This is a genomic window from Saccharibacillus qingshengii, assembly GCF_013185195.1.
In the GTDB taxonomy this organism is placed as follows: Bacteria; Bacillota; Bacilli; order Paenibacillales; family Paenibacillaceae; genus Saccharibacillus; species Saccharibacillus qingshengii.
Window position 1 is genome coordinate 1 of the sequence record NZ_JAAZWC010000015.1, and the last position, 16321, is coordinate 16321.

General features: G+C 56.3%; 16 protein-coding genes. 5 read left to right on the forward strand and 11 right to left on the reverse strand.

From position 1 onward, the window contains the following. Positions 1-167 precede the first annotated feature (167 nt). The 3 genes from HRQ60_RS13720 to HRQ60_RS24020 form a co-directional block, all read right to left on the reverse strand. On the reverse strand, positions 168-488 hold the full coding sequence (locus HRQ60_RS13720) for a hypothetical protein (protein WP_172196404.1): 321 nt from the start codon (positions 486-488) through the stop codon (positions 168-170). Between the two features lie 94 nt (positions 489-582). Beyond that, the gene (locus tag HRQ60_RS13725) at positions 583-888 is read right to left on the reverse strand and encodes a YtxH domain-containing protein (RefSeq protein WP_172196405.1); all 306 of its coding nucleotides are present in this window, start codon (positions 886-888) and stop codon (positions 583-585) included. Positions 889-996: 108 nt separating this feature from the next. Further along, the gene (locus tag HRQ60_RS24020; RefSeq protein ID WP_172196406.1) at positions 997-3558 is read right to left on the reverse strand and encodes a helix-turn-helix domain-containing protein; all 2562 of its coding nucleotides are present in this window, start codon (positions 3556-3558) and stop codon (positions 997-999) included. Positions 3559-3889: 331 nt separating this feature from the next. Between HRQ60_RS24020 and HRQ60_RS13735 the strand changes: the two genes are divergently transcribed. From HRQ60_RS13735 to msrA, 4 genes are all read left to right on the forward strand, one after another. Next, positions 3890-4606: a cytochrome c biogenesis protein CcdA gene (locus HRQ60_RS13735; protein ID WP_172196407.1), complete on the forward strand. Its 717-nt coding sequence runs from the start codon at positions 3890-3892 to the stop codon at positions 4604-4606. Between the two features lie 46 nt (positions 4607-4652). Beyond that, positions 4653-5216 (forward strand): redoxin family protein, encoded by a 564-nt coding sequence (locus HRQ60_RS13740; RefSeq protein ID WP_246281323.1) that lies wholly within the window; start codon positions 4653-4655, stop codon positions 5214-5216. Positions 5217-5262: 46 nt separating this feature from the next. Continuing rightward, positions 5263-6480 (forward strand): peptide-methionine (R)-S-oxide reductase MsrB, encoded by a 1218-nt coding sequence (gene msrB, locus HRQ60_RS13745; RefSeq protein ID WP_172196409.1) that lies wholly within the window; start codon positions 5263-5265, stop codon positions 6478-6480. Between the two features lie 87 nt (positions 6481-6567). Beyond that, positions 6568-7272 (forward strand): peptide-methionine (S)-S-oxide reductase MsrA, encoded by a 705-nt coding sequence (gene msrA, locus HRQ60_RS13750; RefSeq protein WP_172196410.1) that lies wholly within the window; start codon positions 6568-6570, stop codon positions 7270-7272. 368 nt (positions 7273-7640) lie between these two features. On the opposite strand, the gene HRQ60_RS13755 is transcribed toward msrA, so the two are convergent. Both HRQ60_RS13755 and HRQ60_RS13760 read right to left on the reverse strand, forming a co-directional pair. Beyond that, complete coding sequence (locus tag HRQ60_RS13755; protein ID WP_172196411.1) at positions 7641-7868, reverse strand: YuzB family protein; 228 nt, start codon at positions 7866-7868, stop codon at positions 7641-7643. Beyond that, positions 7865-9292 carry an SMI1/KNR4 family protein gene (locus HRQ60_RS13760; RefSeq protein WP_172196412.1) on the reverse strand — a complete coding sequence of 476 codons (1428 nt, stop codon included), beginning with the start codon at positions 9290-9292 and terminating at the stop codon, positions 7865-7867. The genes HRQ60_RS13755 and HRQ60_RS13760 overlap by 4 nt, the downstream gene beginning before the upstream one ends. A 155-nt stretch (positions 9293-9447) precedes the next feature. Between HRQ60_RS13760 and HRQ60_RS13765 the strand changes: the two genes are divergently transcribed. Further along, positions 9448-11004, forward strand: a complete 1557-nt coding sequence (locus tag HRQ60_RS13765) for an ABC-F family ATP-binding cassette domain-containing protein (protein ID WP_172196413.1) — start codon at positions 9448-9450, stop codon at positions 11002-11004. A gap of 84 nt (positions 11005-11088) precedes the next feature. On the opposite strand, the gene HRQ60_RS13770 is transcribed toward HRQ60_RS13765, so the two are convergent. The 6 genes from HRQ60_RS13770 to HRQ60_RS13795 form a co-directional block, all read right to left on the reverse strand. Next, entirely contained in the window at positions 11089-11961 is an 873-nt protein-coding gene (locus HRQ60_RS13770) for a fumarylacetoacetate hydrolase family protein (protein WP_172196414.1), read from the reverse strand. A gap of 186 nt (positions 11962-12147) precedes the next feature. Then, positions 12148-12432, reverse strand: a complete 285-nt coding sequence (locus HRQ60_RS13775) for a hypothetical protein (RefSeq protein ID WP_172196415.1) — start codon at positions 12430-12432, stop codon at positions 12148-12150. Positions 12433-12503: 71 nt separating this feature from the next. Beyond that, positions 12504-13214 (reverse strand): hypothetical protein, encoded by a 711-nt coding sequence (locus tag HRQ60_RS13780; protein WP_172196416.1) that lies wholly within the window; start codon positions 13212-13214, stop codon positions 12504-12506. A 132-nt stretch (positions 13215-13346) separates the two neighbouring features. After that, on the reverse strand, positions 13347-14345 hold the full coding sequence (locus HRQ60_RS13785; RefSeq protein WP_246281324.1) for a diacylglycerol kinase catalytic domain-containing protein: 999 nt from the start codon (positions 14343-14345) through the stop codon (positions 13347-13349). Then, a complete protein-coding gene (locus HRQ60_RS13790; RefSeq protein ID WP_172196417.1) occupies positions 14342-15388 on the reverse strand; it encodes an SPFH domain-containing protein in 1047 nt (348 codons plus the stop codon). The genes HRQ60_RS13785 and HRQ60_RS13790 overlap by 4 nt, the downstream gene beginning before the upstream one ends. Positions 15389-15553: 165 nt before the next feature. Next, complete coding sequence (locus HRQ60_RS13795; RefSeq protein ID WP_172196418.1) at positions 15554-16300, reverse strand: alpha/beta hydrolase; 747 nt, start codon at positions 16298-16300, stop codon at positions 15554-15556. Positions 16301-16321 lie beyond the last annotated feature (21 nt).

Genomic DNA, 16321 nt, shown 5'->3' on the forward strand with positions numbered 1-16321 from the left:
TTGAGCTTCGTTTATTTGGCTTCGACGATGATTTTATTGAAATAGTTGGGCGGAATCGGGTTTTAAAACACGCCCTAGTTCAGAACAAATTTCTCGACCTATGCTCCATCTGGAGAGAACTAAGTTTCTTCTCGCTTTGACTCTTTGTAATAATCATGAAAATCCTTTTAACGTTCATTGTTTACAGCTACTTCAATAGCTTCTGTGATATATTCACAAATCTTTTTTATTGATTTTGTTCTTTTAAGAAAAATTGGAGTTTCCCAATTTCTTTCTTTTATGATTACCAGCTTGAATTCTCCTTTTTCCAAGTCAAATTCAGGCAGCCATCCTAAATCTAAAACAATCCCCTTCTTATATTTGACTTGTATAATGTCATGCTTAAAAGACCACAACTTATCTTCTGGCTGCTCGCCAGGTTCAAGAGATTTAATAAAGTCGAAATCATTTAAAATTACCATTCCCGTTTTAAAATCAAATTCTTCCATCAATTTTATACCACCTCTTTTCCACACAAAAAAACTGCCCGCAAACATTGCGGACAGTTTTTCAATTCAATTACAGAAATCAAAACAGAAAGTCTTAAGACTTAAACGCCTTAACCTCTTCCTTAATATCCGAAGCCGCCGAAGTCGCTTCGTCCTTGAATTCGCGAACGACTTCCACGGATTCCTGCAGGATGCCTTTGACTTCTTGGCCTTTTTCCTTCAGTTCCTGGCTGCGTTCGTTCAGAACGGTTCCCTGCTCCTTGAGCAGATTCACCGTGTTCATGAATTTGTCTTTCAGGGAAGAGCCTTCTTGGGCGGCTACCAGAACGGCCAGGCCGGCTCCGATCAGCGCTCCCGCTACCGCTCCGACAATAATTGCATTTTTTTCTGTATCTGCCATATTGTGTTGCTCCTCTCGTTTATCCAAATGGGCTTGCTGCTTCGCTTCTCTTTTAGCTATTACCCACTCTTCGGCGTTTTGCTCTCATTCGGACGAAGCGTTTTTGGATTATTCCGTATTCCCTTCTGTTCGGCTTCGACTGCGGTACTCGCCGGGAGTAGCCGCGGCCACTTTTTTGAAGGCGCGGCTGAACGACATATAGTTGGCATAGCCGACGCGGATCGCGATTTCCTGGATCGGGTCGGACGTTTCACGCAGCATCGTTTTGGCCGCATCGACCCGTACGCCCGCCAGATAATCGACGAAGTTCTGACCGAACGCGTCTTTGAACAGGCGGCTCAGGTAGCTTGCGCTCAGCCCGAACCGTTCGGCGATCGAAGACAGCGACAGATTGGGATCGCTGAAGTTGGCGTCGATAAACGCCCGTACTTCCTGCAGCGTGACATGGCTGCTCCGGCTTTCGCGCAGCAGCCGCAGCCGGACGGCGTATTCGTCCAGCAGGCTGCGCACGGAAGTCTCCAATTCGTCCAACGTATCAAAATGTTCCAGTGCTGCGGTCAGCTTCGGCGCAGCTTCGCTGCGCCACAGCTCTTTGGCTTCGCCGGGCAGTTCCATCATCTCGCGCAGCAGCTGATACGCGAGCACATTCATCAGAGCGGACAGATCGTCTCTGGGCAGCAGGGCGGCGCGCAGACCGCCGAGCAGCTCTTCCAGCTGCTCCCGCCACTGCGGCTCGCCCAGCCGGTAAGTCTGCGCCAGCTCGCGAATCGTGCGCAGCACTCCGTACAGCTCGGCGGCCGCTACCCGCCGCAGCTCGCGGAGGGCGATAACCCGCGCGCCGCCGAGAGAAGACTTGTATCCCATCGCTTCCTCCGCTTCGTGGAACCCGCGCGCGATCTCGCGCGGCGAAGCGACCGGATCGCCCAGCGCCACGGTCACGGTGCATTTCAGATGCGCCGCTACCCAGGCGACCAGCTCCTTCGCAATCGCGATAGCCGCGGCTACGGCGTCTTCGGCTTCTCCGCCGGACGGATCCGCGGCGCCTTCCGGATCGGCCGGGGACGCATCCGATTCGGCCCGCTTCGTCTGTGCGAAGCGCAGCAGCAGACCGAGCCGGCCGCCGGGCAGCCATTCCGCCCAGAGCCGCGCTCCGCGTTCTGCCGCCAGTTCGCCTGCAGCGCTGGAGACCGCGTAGCGCAGCAGTTCGCGGCTGCGCTCCGAATAAGCCCGGTTGAATTCGTCCGGCCGGTCGATCTCCAGCAGACCGACGGCCCCGCTTCCGAATACGGGGATTTCGGCGCTCTGCACCGGCTTGCTTCTTTCTTTCACAAGAACCGCTGCCCCCGCAAATTCCCGCCGTTCCGGCTCTTCCTTGCGGATCGCCGATTCGGCCTGCAGCCGCCGGACTTCATGTTCCCATTCCTCAGGCTCCACCACCCGCGAACCTTCCAGCAGCTCTCTAAAAAATTCCCGCCGCCGGTACACGATGTCTTCCCGCTGCTGCCGGCGGTCCGCTTCGGCACGCGCGATCATGGCGCTGAGCGTCGATTCGATCCGTTCGAACTCGTCCGGATGCTGCATCCTGCGCCCTTTTCGTTCGCTTCGCGTCATCCGGTCTTCGCTGCCGGCCTGCTCTTCTTCGCCTTCCCGCCCGGCGGCTCCGGCAGCGTTCCCGTCCAGCTGCGCCGCTTCGTTCAGCGCGGCGGCGGCTTCAAGCGTCCCCGGCGGCAGCGCATCGAGCCGCTGCAGCATCCGGACCACCGGCTCGTAATTGCGCCGCGAGACAAGCGCCGTCCAGCCGATCCCGAGCGCGACAATCAGCGCGGCGGCGCCAAGCCAGACGTACCAGATACTTTTGAGGATCAGCGAGAGCGAATCGCCGATGACGCCGCTGCGCACTTCCCAGCCCGTGTACGGAGAAACAACGGAAGACAGCTCCCGATCGGGATCGACCGCTTGGCGTCCGGATCCATTCTGCAGCCGCTGCGCTTCCAGCGCCGGGAATCCGGCTTCGGTTCCGAGCATCGGCACCCCCTGCGCCGTATACAGATGGATAAAGCTTGTTTCTTCGCCGATCATTTCGCGCAGCAGTTCGCGTACCGAGTCGAGCGACACGTTGACGACCATAATGCCCTGTTCGCCTGTCAGCAAAGGGATGCCCCGCGTCAGCGTCACGACTGTCCGGGGCTGCGTATGGAATCCGGGCAGCTGCCTCGGCTCCGACCAGCGCGTCGGAACCGGCCCGGCCAGCACCCGCTTGATAAAAGCCCGGTCGGCAAATTCTTCCGTGCGCCCGATCGACAGATTGCTCAAGACGACGCCGTCCGACAGTCGGCAGATATACAGCGAGTCGATCAGCGGGTTGGTCAGTTTGAGCCGGGCCAGCCGGGTCGATGCATCATGCGCCGCCAAATAGGGATTATCCGATGCCGAGAAAAAGGACTGGAACTCGCCCGCCAGAATCTCCCGGTTCATCATCTCGCTGATCGAACGAAACGAGTAATCCAGCGACTGAACGGCCTGACGCGAAAAGACTTCGTTCGCCCGCGCCGTTTCCCGTTTCGACAATTCCGACGATCCGAGAAAGAACAGGATCATCAGAATCACGGGCACGATAATAAGAATGGGCAGGTAAGAAAACGTGAGCCGGTTGAACCATCTTCTCGACACGGAAAACACCTCCTAATCTTCTTATAAAGTTACATATTTTCTCATACAGCGCAATCCCTTTCATCTATTTTCTGCAAAATTATTCCTCTTTCTTTGGCCGGGCCCTCCTGATCCCTTTGTAAGGCTCTTTTTAAAAATATTTCGAATAACTAATCCAAAACAAACTCTTTTGCGTACAATAAGATGTAGATCTTGTATGCACACGGCTCGACCTGTTCGATATCCGGGCCTTTCGCTGCCGATCGCCGTCTTTGAACACGTATTCGAACGATTCCGGAAACCGGTTCTGACCGCGGTTTTCCGATCTTATTCCCCCGGAGGTGACGCTTCATTGCCTGCTGAATCCTTATATGTCGGAAGCGTGCTCGCGGCAGGAGTCTTGTCTTTCTTCTCGCCCTGCATCTTCCCCATGCTGCCCGTCTACTTCGCCTTTCTCGGCGGTTCGGAAGCGGAGCGCGCCAAAGCGGCGGAGTCCTCTTCCGGATTCCGCGTCGATCCCAAACTGATCGGGCGCACGCTGCTGTTCATCCTCGGACTGTCCACCGTCTTCCTGCTGCTCGGCTTCGGAGCGGGCGCGCTCGGCGGCGTCATCAACAGCTCGTGGTTCATGATCGCATGCGGCGCCGTCGTCGTCTTGTTCGGTATCCACCAGACCGGCGTGCTCAATCTGATGTTCATGCAAAAAGAAAAACGGCTCACGTTCGACAGCACCAAGCAAAAAGGCTGGTTCGGCGCGTTCCTGCTCGGCTTCACGTTCAGCTTCGGCTGGACGCCGTGTATCGGGCCGGTGCTCGCCGCCGTACTCGGCGTGGCCGCAGGCGGCGGATCGGCCGGCTACGGCGTGTGGATGATGTTCGTCTACACCGTCGGCATGGCCGTTCCGTTCCTGCTGCTGGCCGTATTCTCCGACCTGCTGCTGCGCCGCCTCAAGAACCTGTACAAGCATATGGGCAAGCTCAAGATCGTGTCCGGCGTCGTGCTGATCGCGATGGGCATCCTGCTCATGACGAACAATCTAGCCGTGCTCACGTCCGCTTTTCAGATCTGACCGGCCACAATCCGACTTTCATTTTTAACCCAAGGAGATGACTCATTTGAATAACGTCAACGCCCGTCCCCTGCGCCGAAAATGGCTGCCGCTGCTTCTGCTGACACTCTCGGCCGCCCTGCTGCTGTCCGCCTGCGGGCAGAACGGCGCGGCAAATGCGGCAAATTCGGCAAGCGGCCAAACGGCAAGCGCCAAACCGGCTCCGCAGTTCGATCTCCAAGACCTGAGCGGCAATGAAGTCAAACTCGCGGATTTCCAAGGTGAAAAAGTCTACATCAAATACTGGGCTTCCTGGTGCTCGATCTGCCTCGCCGGCATGGATGAATTGAACACGCTGGCCGGCCAGGAGAACGACTACAAAGTGATCAGCATCGTCGCTCCGAACTTCAAAGGCGAAAAATCCGAAGCCGATTTCAAAAAATGGTATGCCGGTCTGGACGAGAAAAACACGACCGTGCTGCTGGATCAAGACGGCAAATACGCGCAGCAGCTCGGCGTACGCGCTTATCCCACTTCCTTTTACATCGATTCGAACGGCGGCCTGGCCAAAACGGTACCGGGTCACAACGCCAACGACGTGATCGCGGCGAACATCAACGATATTCCCTAAATCCAGCATTCTGCTTCTCCCCATAATGAAATAGGAGGCTGCTCGCATGAAAAAAAGATCCCGGTCCACAGCCTGGCTCTCTCTCGTATCGCTGATGCTGCTGAGCTTGCTGGTATCGGCCTGCTCCACATCCGGCTTAACCGGAATGAACGCTGCCGGCTCTACACTGCCTTCGAGCGTCACCGCCGCCAGCATCCCGAACCCGAACGCGGACGTCGATTTTTCCAAATCCGATCTCAAAAAAGTGTATCTCGCGGGCGGCTGCTTCTGGGGCGTCGAAGCGTACATGGCCCGCATCTACGGCGTGCAGGACGCGGTATCCGGCTATGCCAACGGCACCGGCGAGAATCCGTCTTACGAAGACGTCATCAAAGGCAACCGCGGCTTCGCGGAAACGGTCGAAGTCACCTACGATCCGGCTCTCGTTCCGCTGGATAAAGTGCTCAAAGAATTTTTCAAAGTCGTCGATCCGACAAGCGTAAACCAGCAGGGCAACGATCGCGGCATCCAATACCGTTCCGGCGTTTTCTATACGGAAGACAGCGAGAAATCGGTCGTCGAAGCCGTCATCGCCAAGGAACAAGAGAAATACAACAAGAAGATCGTGACCGAAGTGCTGCCGCTCGAGAACTTCTATATGGCGGAAGAGTACCATCAGGATTATCTGGAAAAGAATCCGGAAGGCTACTGCCACATCGATATGGGCATCCTGAACGAACAAGAAATTCCGGGCCAAGAAGGTGCGGCGGCTGGCGTCACTTCCCAGAGCGCCAAGTCCGCAGCCGCTTCGAAAAAAGCCGGTCAAATCGTGATCGATCCGGCGGATTACCCGAAACGCAGCTCCGAAGAACTCAAATCGCTGCTGACCGATATCCAGTACAAAGTGGCCGTTGAACAAGATACCGAACATCCGTATTCCAACGAATATTGGGATACGTACGAGCCGGGCATCTACGTCGATGTCTCGACCGGCGAGCCGCTGTTCGCAAGCGAAGACAAGTACGACTCCCAATGCGGCTGGCCAAGCTTCGTGAAGCCGATCCTCCCCGAAGTCGTCACTTATAAAGAAGATAAAGCCTACAATATGGTCCGCACCGAAGTGCGCAGCCGTTCCGGCGATATCCATCTGGGCCATGTGTTCGACGACGGTCCCGAAGATCGCGGCGGCAAACGCTACTGCATCAACAGCGCTTCGATCAAGTTTGTGCCGCTGGCCGATATGGAAGCGCAGGGTTACGGCTATCTGGCAAGCGTAGCGAAATAAGTTTGCTCGACACCGATAGGCCGCGCCCGATGACATGACATTCATCGAGGCGCGGCCTTATTTTCGCGAAAAGGAGTTCCGAACGCTATGCGCAAATTTTGGATCTCGGCTGCTGCCGCCGCCTTGGCGGTCCTCCTGCTGTATTCCGCGCTGTCCCTGAACGGCGAAGCGCAGAGCTTGCCCGATCCCGACTCCCCGGCGGCTTTCGCCAATCCCAACGACGGGATCGATTATTCGGGAGCGAAGCTGCATACGATCTATTTGGCGGGCGGCTGCTTCTGGGGCGTCGAAGCGTACCTGTCCCGGGTGTACGGGGTATCCGACGTGACGGTAGGCTATGCTTACGGCGGCGGTTCCGGCGGCGGAAGCGGAAATGCGGACCGTAAGAGCGAAAATCCCGCTGCCCACAGCGAAGGTTCCCGCGAATCCGCGCCGCCGGATACTCCGCCGTCCGGTTATGCCGAGACGGCGCGCGTCGCTTACGATCCGGCGAGGATTTCGCTCGAGGAGCTGCTAAGCTTCTTTTTCCGCGTGATCGATCCGACGACGCTGAACCGTCAAGGCGAAGACGTCGGCACGCAGTATCGTTCGGGCGTTTATTATACGGACGAGGCGGATTGGACAGCTGTCGAAGCCGCGATCCGGCGCGAACGTTCGCGATACAATCAACCGATCGTGACCGAAGCGCTGCCGCTGGGACGTTTCGTCGCCGCGGCCGAAAGTCAGCAGGATTATTTGGACAAGCATCCCAGCGGCTATTGTTCGATCGATCTGCACGCGCTGGACGAGTAACAAGGCGAGCTAATAGCGTACGTACGATTCGTTAGAATTCCGAAGCGGCCGAGAAAACCTCGACTGCCGACTACCTCTTTCGGCTGCGGAAGTCCGGAAGCCGGGAGGCAGCGCAAAAGCCAATGAAAAAGAGCCATGCAAAAGAACCATGCAAAAGAACCCCTACGCTCCGCGGAGCGTCGGGGTTCTTGCCATGATGAGGTTTCTTTACGGGAGCCTTTGCTTAATTACGTTTCCGGCTTTTCGGATACGCCGCGTTTAGCGGATGCCTTCCATTCGCGCCTAGGCGTCGTCGCGGTCATCCCGGGGGCTGCCGATTCCTACTGCATATTCTTTCGAAAAGGAAGGTTCCGCTGTCTCGGTTCCTTTTAGGATAACTCCCCGATTCTTTTCTCCAGCTTCTTCACCAATTTTTTCGGCGTCTCCGCCCGGACGATCTCGCCTTTGACGATCGCGAACGGTTCGGTCCGGCACAGCCGGCATTCTTTCAAGCAGCCGTCTTTTTTCACTTTGACGTCGTCGTATTTGCTTTTCAGTTCTTTGTAGGCCTGCTTCGAGAAGCGGTCGATATTTTTCTCGCAAAATTTGATCTTCATCTGTGTGCCTCCATGAGGTCTCGCAGCATGCCCCTTACTCTCGTCAGGTCTGCGGGCACGCCGCGTTCGATTTTTTGATGCGTATGGAATCTATATTCTATTAAGCGATGCCGGACGTTGCCGCGAATATAAGGTTCGTCCGTCGGATACCGCTCCAGCATGTGCTCATAAGCCGGCAGCAGCCGCGGGTCGGTCACGCCTTCGAGCGCCTGAATCGCCGTCAGCCTGACAGAGACTTCCGGATCGTGCAGCAGAATGCCGACAAAATCTTCGACGTAATCGGCTTTGCGCCTGGATTTGCCGGCCTGCCAGATCGCGCTTTTGCGGATTTCGGCGGCGGGGCTCCGAAACGCGGGCAGCAGCAGAGGAAGCGGCTCGATGTCGGCCGACTCCAATATATAAGTCGCGAAGCGGAACGTTTCTTCGTCCGTTTCCTTCGAAACCGTCGCTTGCAGCGTTTCGGCGAACGTGCGGGCCGCCTGCTTGCGATACCAATGGATCAACTGCACGGCCGCCTTGCGCTTGTCCGCCTGTTCGCTTCCCAGATCTTCCAGCAGAATAGGATCGGCCGAATCCGGCGCATGGGCAGCCAGCAGCGTCAATGCCCAGTACCGGACTTGATCCGACGGATCACCGTCCACAGCCTGCTTGGCGAACGCGATCGCAGGATTGCCAAGCTTCGGAAAACGCAGCAGCGATTTGAGCGCTTCGCCCCGCTGCGCGGCGTATTCGGAAGTCTGCGCCAACGTCAGCAGTTCGGCTTCTCCGCCGCCCGGTGTCGTAGCAAACCAATGGATCTTAAAGCCCTCGATCACTTCGTCGAGCCAGCGTTCGTACCAATCCAGGAAATTTTTTTTGTACACGAAAAAAGGCTTCAGGTATTCCGTATCCAGATACACGATGCGTCCGCGGTGCTCCCCGCTCACGATCAGCAGAATCTCGCTGCTGCACCCCATTGTCCCGATCGTAAGCGTCCCCCGCATCAGATCGGACAGCGCTTCGTCATAGGCATCGTCGTCGAGGTCTTCGTTCCAAACGGACGGATCGGCTGGTTCTCCGGCATCCCAACTCCGATCGGGCTTAAGCTTCGCAGGCTGTCTCAAGCGTACAGGGTCGGGGTCCATCTCGTCGACGGCATAAATGCCGTAATACGGCCCGGCTCCTCCATAAGAACCCGGCCCTCCGTTGCCTACGGCAGTAACAAAGGCGGCGAAATCTTCGGGCAGCGTCACGCCCCACTCCTGTTCCAGCGTATCCAGCTCCGCATGCGTCAGCGGTTCGTTGAGCCGATAGCGGTGGCTGCTCGCACCAAACACCTCGTCCGCTCCGGGAGATTGGGCGGCGAGCAGCCGTTTGCGGCGAATCCGCTCGATCTGGACGGCGAAAGGCTCAAGCTGCGGAGCGGCTTCCGTTTTCCCGTCCATGTTTTTATTTTGCCGCTCTTTTTTTCTTTTCCATGAAAACATTTGACGGTTTTCCACCTTTCCATTGAGTTGTGCGCCGTTACCTTTTATAATGAAACGGAAAAAGTGTTAAAAAAGTTCAACCGAAATCTAACAGAAAAAGGTGTCTTTCATTAATGAGTATACTAAATGTAGAACGACTGAGCCACGGTTTCGGCGACCGGGCCATTTTTAAGGATGTTTCTTTCCGCCTGCTCAAAGGCGAACATATCGGTCTGATCGGCGCCAACGGCGAAGGCAAATCGACGTTTATGAATATCGTAACGGGCAAGCTGCAGCCGGACGAAGGCAAAGTCGAATGGTCCAAGCGCGTCCGCGTCGGCTATCTCGATCAGCACGCCGTGCTGGAGAAAGGCCTGAGTATTCGCGACGTGCTCAAAGGAGCTTTCCAATACCTGCTCGATATGGAACAGGAAATGAACGATATGTACGGACGTATGGGTGAAGTCACGCCGGAAGAATTGGAAGACCTGCTCGAGCAGGTTGGCACGATTCAAGATACGCTGACGGCGCAGGACTTTTATCTGATCGATGCCAAGATCGACGAGACGGCCCGCGGGCTGGGTCTGACCGACGTGGGCCTCGACAAAGACGTGGACGATCTGTCCGGCGGACAGCGCACGAAGGTTCTGCTGACCAAGCTGCTGCTGGAGAAACCGGATATCCTGCTCCTCGACGAGCCGACCAACTATCTGGACGAAGTGCATATCGCCTGGCTGACGCGCTACCTACAGGAATACGAGAATGCGTTCATTCTGATCTCCCACGATATTCCGTTCCTGAACAGCGTCGTCAACACCATCTATCATATGGAGAATCAAGAACTGAACCGCTACGTCGGCGATTATGAATATTTCCAAGAAGTATACGCGATGAAAAAACAGCAGCTGGAATCGGCCTTCAAGCGCCAGCAACAGGAGATCTCGCAGCTCAAAGACTTTGTGGCACGCAACAAAGCGAGCGTCGCGACCCGCAACATGGCGATGTCCCGTCAGAAAAAGCTCGACAAGATGGACGTCATCGAACTGGCGCAGGAACGTCCGAAGCCCCAGTTCAACTTCAAGGTCGGCCGTACGGCCGGCAAGCTGATCTTCGAAGCCAAAAATCTCGTGATCGGCTACAACGAACCGCTGTCCCGTCCGCTTGACCTGAAAATGGAACGCGGCCAAAAAATCGCTCTTGTCGGCGCCAACGGCATCGGCAAAACGACGCTGCTGCGCAGTATCCTCGGCGAAATCCAGGCGCTGTCCGGTACGGTCGAACGCGGCGAACACCAGCAGATCGGCTACTTCGAACAGGAAATGAAAGGCGACGGTTCGAAAACGTGTATTGAAGAGATCTGGAGCGAATTCCCTTCGCTGAGCCAATTCGAAGTGCGCGCGGCGCTGGCCAAGTGCGGCTTGACGACGAAGCATATCGAGAGCAAGGTCACCGTCCTCAGCGGCGGCGAGAAAGCCAAAGTCCGTCTGTGCAAACTGATCAATCGCGAAACGAATATCCTCGTACTCGACGAGCCGACGAACCACTTGGACGTCGATGCAAAAGACGAGCTGAAACGCGCTTTGCAGGCTTACAAAGGCACGATCCTGATGATCTCCCACGAACCCGAATTCTACCGCGATATCGTGACCGAGACCTGGAACTGCGAATCGTGGACGACCAAAGTCTTCTAAGTTCGGCTTCCGGCAGGAAGTTCGGTTGGCCGCGTGTGTATACAGAGAAAGGGCTTCCGGCAGGAAGCCCTTTTTGTTGTTTTTTTATTTGCCGATTCTATTCGTCAGTTCGCCCAAACCTTCGATCGAGATCGTCACTTCGTCACCCGGCTTCAGCCAGACGCGCTCCGCTTCGGGCTTGCCGAGTACGACGCCTTCCGGCGTTCCGGTCAGAATGACGTCGCCCGGACGAAGCGTGAAATGCCGGGACAGATACGCGATAATCTGGCGGCAGGAAAAGATCATATCCGAAGTATTCGAATCCTGCACGGTCTGACCGTTTACGCTTGCCGAGATACGCAGCCTATTGGGATCGGCAATCTCGTCGGCGGTTGCGATAAACGGACCCAACGGCGCGAAGCCTGCCCCTGTCTTGCCAAGCAGCCACTGTCCCGAGCGCATCTGCAGATCCCGGGCCGACAGATCGTTGGCACAGCAGTATCCGAATACGAAATCCAGTGCGTCTTCCTCGCTCACATGCGAAGCGGTGCGCCCGATTACGATACACAGCTCCGCTTCGTAATCAAGCTGCCGCGTTTCGGCGGGATGCAAGATGACGTCTCCGTGCGCGGCTGCGGAATCCGAGAATTTGCCGAATACGACCGGTTCCTTGGGCAGCGCCATATTCGTCTCTGCGGCATGGCGTCTGTAATTCAGTCCGATACAGACCAGTTTGCCGGGGTTCAGCACGGCCGGCAGAAACCGGAAGTCCGATCCTTCCAGGCCGATCTCCTCTCCGCTGTAAGCCGCTTGTTCGCAAGCTGTGCGGATTTGTTCGATCCGCTCCGGCGATTTCAGCAGTTCGTCCGTCGATGCCGGCAGAACGCTCCATCCTTCCAGCCATGGCGCGAGCGCGCCAAGCGGTACGACCACAGCGACCCCTGCGGCGCCGCCTTGTTCGATATTGGCGAATTTCATCTTGTTCCCTCCCGCGGTATGTACATGCCGGCGGTTCCGGAACTCTTCCGGTCCGCTTCTCTCCATCATACGCCAGCCGAACGGCAAAGCAAATGAACTCGGTCACCCCGTACTTCTACGCAAAAAGCAAGCACTCGCTTCTGCTGCGGACAGAGGCGGGTGCTTCCCGTAGAGTGCGCTGCGCGCTTATTCGGTTCTCGTTTCGTAGGAGCCTTCCCGGTATCCGTTCTCTCTGGACGATTCCCGGCGCTCCGTCTGCGTTCTCGTCTCGCGGGTGTCCTTCTCCGAATGCCAGGCTTGGATCTTCTTCTTCCGCTTGCGCTGCATCCAACGTTCGATCGGATTGGCGGATTGACGTTCGGCCAGTGCCTTCTTGATTCCCTTCATCATAAGCTTCGAACGGTCTTCGTCACTGCGTTCCAGCTCGTGGAGGTCCTTCAGAAATTCATCATTCATCGTATGCATCTCCATTAACAAGGTCTCCTCCCATTATATCGAACATATGTTCTTTTGTCGAGTCCGGGTACACAAATGGGCATCGGTCAAGAAGACGGCTTTTCTTCTTCCCCGTGCGGCAGAAGGCCTCCCTCCTGCCGGATCTTGGCCAGAATGCCGGGAATCAGCTCGCGGTAAGGGCCGATCTCGCTGATATCCGACAGATCTCCGATCTCCAGCAGATGCTCTTCCTTCCGATTCTCCAAGTCGAGCAGCAGGCGGTATTCCGACTGGTACTCGTATTCTTTCGGTTTGCGAAAATATCCCCATTTCCCCGTAAAGTTCTCGACTTCGTGATAAGCGACCATGCCTCCGCACAGACCGAATCCTTTTTTGCGGCAGGCCGCATCGATCCGGTTCCTGAATTCTTTGGGATGGGTGATCACAACCGCGTAATCGCCGAATTTTTCGTTCCACGGATGGATCAGGCTTTCCTGTTCTCCACTCACATGACGCTGAAGCGATTCATTCGTCACGCCGTACAGGCTGAGCGAATACTGGCGGTCCGCTTCGTTTTCCTGCAGCACGATCGGCCCTTCCACGTCTTCGAGAGGTTTTCCTCCGACATAGACTTTATAATTGCCCGGATTATAGATCGCGGAGGCCGCTTCGAACGGATCGTTGCGTCCCGCCTCGTCTTTTTCCGAATTTTTAAAAGCGCTGAGGCATTGAAAATGCAGCTGCCCGCGCCGGAATTTTTCCATAAAGCGGCGTTCTCCGAATTTGAGCAGTACGTAAATTTTCACCGGCTCGCTCATTGGGATGCTCCCTTCTCTCTTTTTTATTCCATCTGGCTGTACGAGGGATACTCCATATTTACCCAATCTCCGGCAAAAAAATAAAAACGCTCTCCTTGGGGGAGAGCGTTTTGGAATATTTTTGTAGAGGTCTCAGACGGCCAGACGCCCCCGACGCTCCGCCACGGTAATCGAAGCTTCGATGCCCGAACCGAACTCCAGATAGTCGTCTTCGACTCCATCGCTGAAGATTACGCCGCTCTCGGGCATCTGCGAGACGATCTTGAGCGGGCTTCGCTCGTCGATCCGTCCGAACACCAGATTGGCCGAAGTGGAGCGGCTCGGATAAGGTTCGCGTACACTGAAATACAGATACGGGGAGTCCCAGCCGAACGTCGGATCCGGCACAAGCGGCTCCGGTGTTCCTCCGCCTGCCCGCGAAGAAATGCCCGCGGCTCCGGCCAGCACGCTGCGCAGCCATCCGGTCGACCCCATGCCCGTCGATACGATGATGCCGCTCGAAGACTGCTGCTCGGCCGCCTCGCTTTGGCGCAGTTCGTATCTCGCCGATACATGCGTGCGGCGTCCGATAAACAAATCGTTGACCGCAACCAGCACCTGTCCGTCGTTCAGCTCCGCCTGCGCCAGACGGACTTCCCGGATCGGGCGTTTGCCGCGCAGCAGATCGCGCACCGCGGCAGGCAGCTCGGCAACCGTAAACGGCAGCAGGGCTCCGTCCCAGCGCTGCGGATCGGGATTGACCCCGATCAGCGGCTGTTCGGTCACATATTTGAGCGTATTGGCGACCAATCCGTCCTGACCGAGCACCACGACGACATCTTTTTGACCAAAAATAAAGTTCGGGACATGCTCGCGGTCGACCTGCTGGACGCGCCCGATACTCGCAAGCGTCTCCGAAGCCTGGTGCAGCGCCGTATGATACAACCGGTCTTCCTGTACATAATCGCCGAAATCAGCTCCCAGCCTTTCCACGAAAAACTGCGCCTGCTGGATCGTGTTATAACGAACCACCAATTCTTCCAGCCGGGTACGGCGTTTCACCAGTATGATCTTTATTTCCGTCTCCGGGCCTGCCGATGCCTGTACCTTTCCGCTATTTGCGACCGCTTCTTTTTTTCCGAAAAAGCTCATCGCGGACCTCCTCCCCTCGCTGCCGGATTCGCCTGTCCGCCCATCAGTCCCTGCAGCAGATCCGGCGTAATGTTCAGCTGGCCGATCTTCTCGGCATTGCCCGCCATGTCGCGGAACGCGATCGCAATCAGCTTGTCCGGCTGCATATCCATCTGCGCCATCGCTTCGAGCACGCCGGGACTGACGTTCTCAAGCGACTTCATGACCGCGGTCAGCTCGTACGCTTTGGCGTCTGCCGCGACTTTGCGGTTCGATGTTTCCAGACCGATCAGCTCCTGCCGATCCGATTCCATGCCGATATCGAAGCGCAGCTGTTCTTCCGCCATCTCGTGTTTCTTCTGCTTGACCGCACGCTCGGCATTCAGCTGCGTTTCGCGAATCTGCCGCTTTTTGGTCTCGACGGCGATTTCGGTATTGAGTTCGTTCTCTTTCACTTGGCGTTCCTGCTCGATCGAAGCATTCCGGCGGCGGTACAGCGCTTCGTCCGCATCCTGCAGAATCTCTTCCCGGGCTTTCGCTTCGAGCGCGCGCATGGTGTCTTTGTTGGGCAAAATAGCCAGGATCGACAATCCCATCAATTCCACGCCGAGCGCCGCCATTTCTTCATCCTGCACCAGCTCCGCCCGCAGGCTCTGAGCCAGGTTCTCGCTGGCCTGGATCGCTTCGCGGAGCGGCATCCGGGCAAGTCCCCGTTTGATGCGCACTTTGACAATATTCACGACACGCTGGCTCAGCAGAGCCGGATCATCGGAGAGATAACGCTGCTTTTTCAGATCGTACGTATAATTCAGCACCTCGGTCATCCGGCGGTACTCGGCAATCCGGTAGATCAGCTGTCCCTGGACAGTAATTCTCTGATAATCGCTCGTCATTTCGTCGAACATGAACGGTACATCGATCGAGGAGACGGGAACGACGACGACCGAAGTGGTCGGGGCGTAATAGTGAAACGCGAGACCGACGCCTTCTTTGACGACTTTGCCGTTCTTGATCTTCATCACGTACTCGCTGGGCTGGAATTTGGCAAAACGGAATCCGAACATAAAAGTTCCCCGCTTTCTTTTTCAATATTGTCATTTCGACTTTAACGAAACTTTATCATATCTTTTTGATATTTTCAATATGATAATTACAATATTTTTTCTGTGCGCACAAAAAAAGCCCGTTCCCGGGGAACGAAGCTTGGCAGATCGGTTTTGACCTTGCGGTTAGACGGATTCGACCTGGAGGTCGCGGTGATCTTCGGTACGAGCGGCAGAATCGAAAGATTTCACGGGAGGGGTTGGCGGGCTGCACGACGATCTCTTCACATGATCCAAGACGGCATCGAACAATTCAAGCTGATCGGGCGAATGACACACCAGATGCCCGCTGCGTGCAAGAATCAGCTGTTCTTTCCGTTTGGATCCCAGCCGTTCCTGCAAATAGGCAGCACTGCGGGGCTTGACCAGGTGGTCTTGGGCTCCCTGAACGATCAAGGCCGGAGCCTGGGCTTCTTCATACCATTCGAGCGATTCGTCGACAAGCCGGTAAAATTCCTTTGCGGCGCGGGAAGGCACAATGAACAGATTGCGGATGTACCGGCCGACCATCTTGGGTTGAACCAGGGTTCTTGCGATCGCGGGCGGATGAAGCGGAAATACCGGCGTAGACAGCAGTGTCAGCGAAGCGATTCGCTCTTTGTACAAAGCGGCCAATCTCGTTGCGATCAGCGCGCCTGTCGAGAAGCCGATCAGATGCACCTGCCCGTGTTCGTCCAGCAGCTTTTCCAATGCGGCTTCCGCGCTGGCGATCCATTCCCGGCTGCCCGCATCCTGCATTTCTTTTCGGCTCCCGCCATGACCGCTGAGCGTGAACGTCCCGACCCGTATTCCTTTGCTTTCCAAAAAGCCGGCAAGCGGCGCCAATTCATGCACGCCGCCCGTGAAACCGTGAATCAGCAGGCAGGCTTCCATCGTTACCCTCTCCCGTCTTTT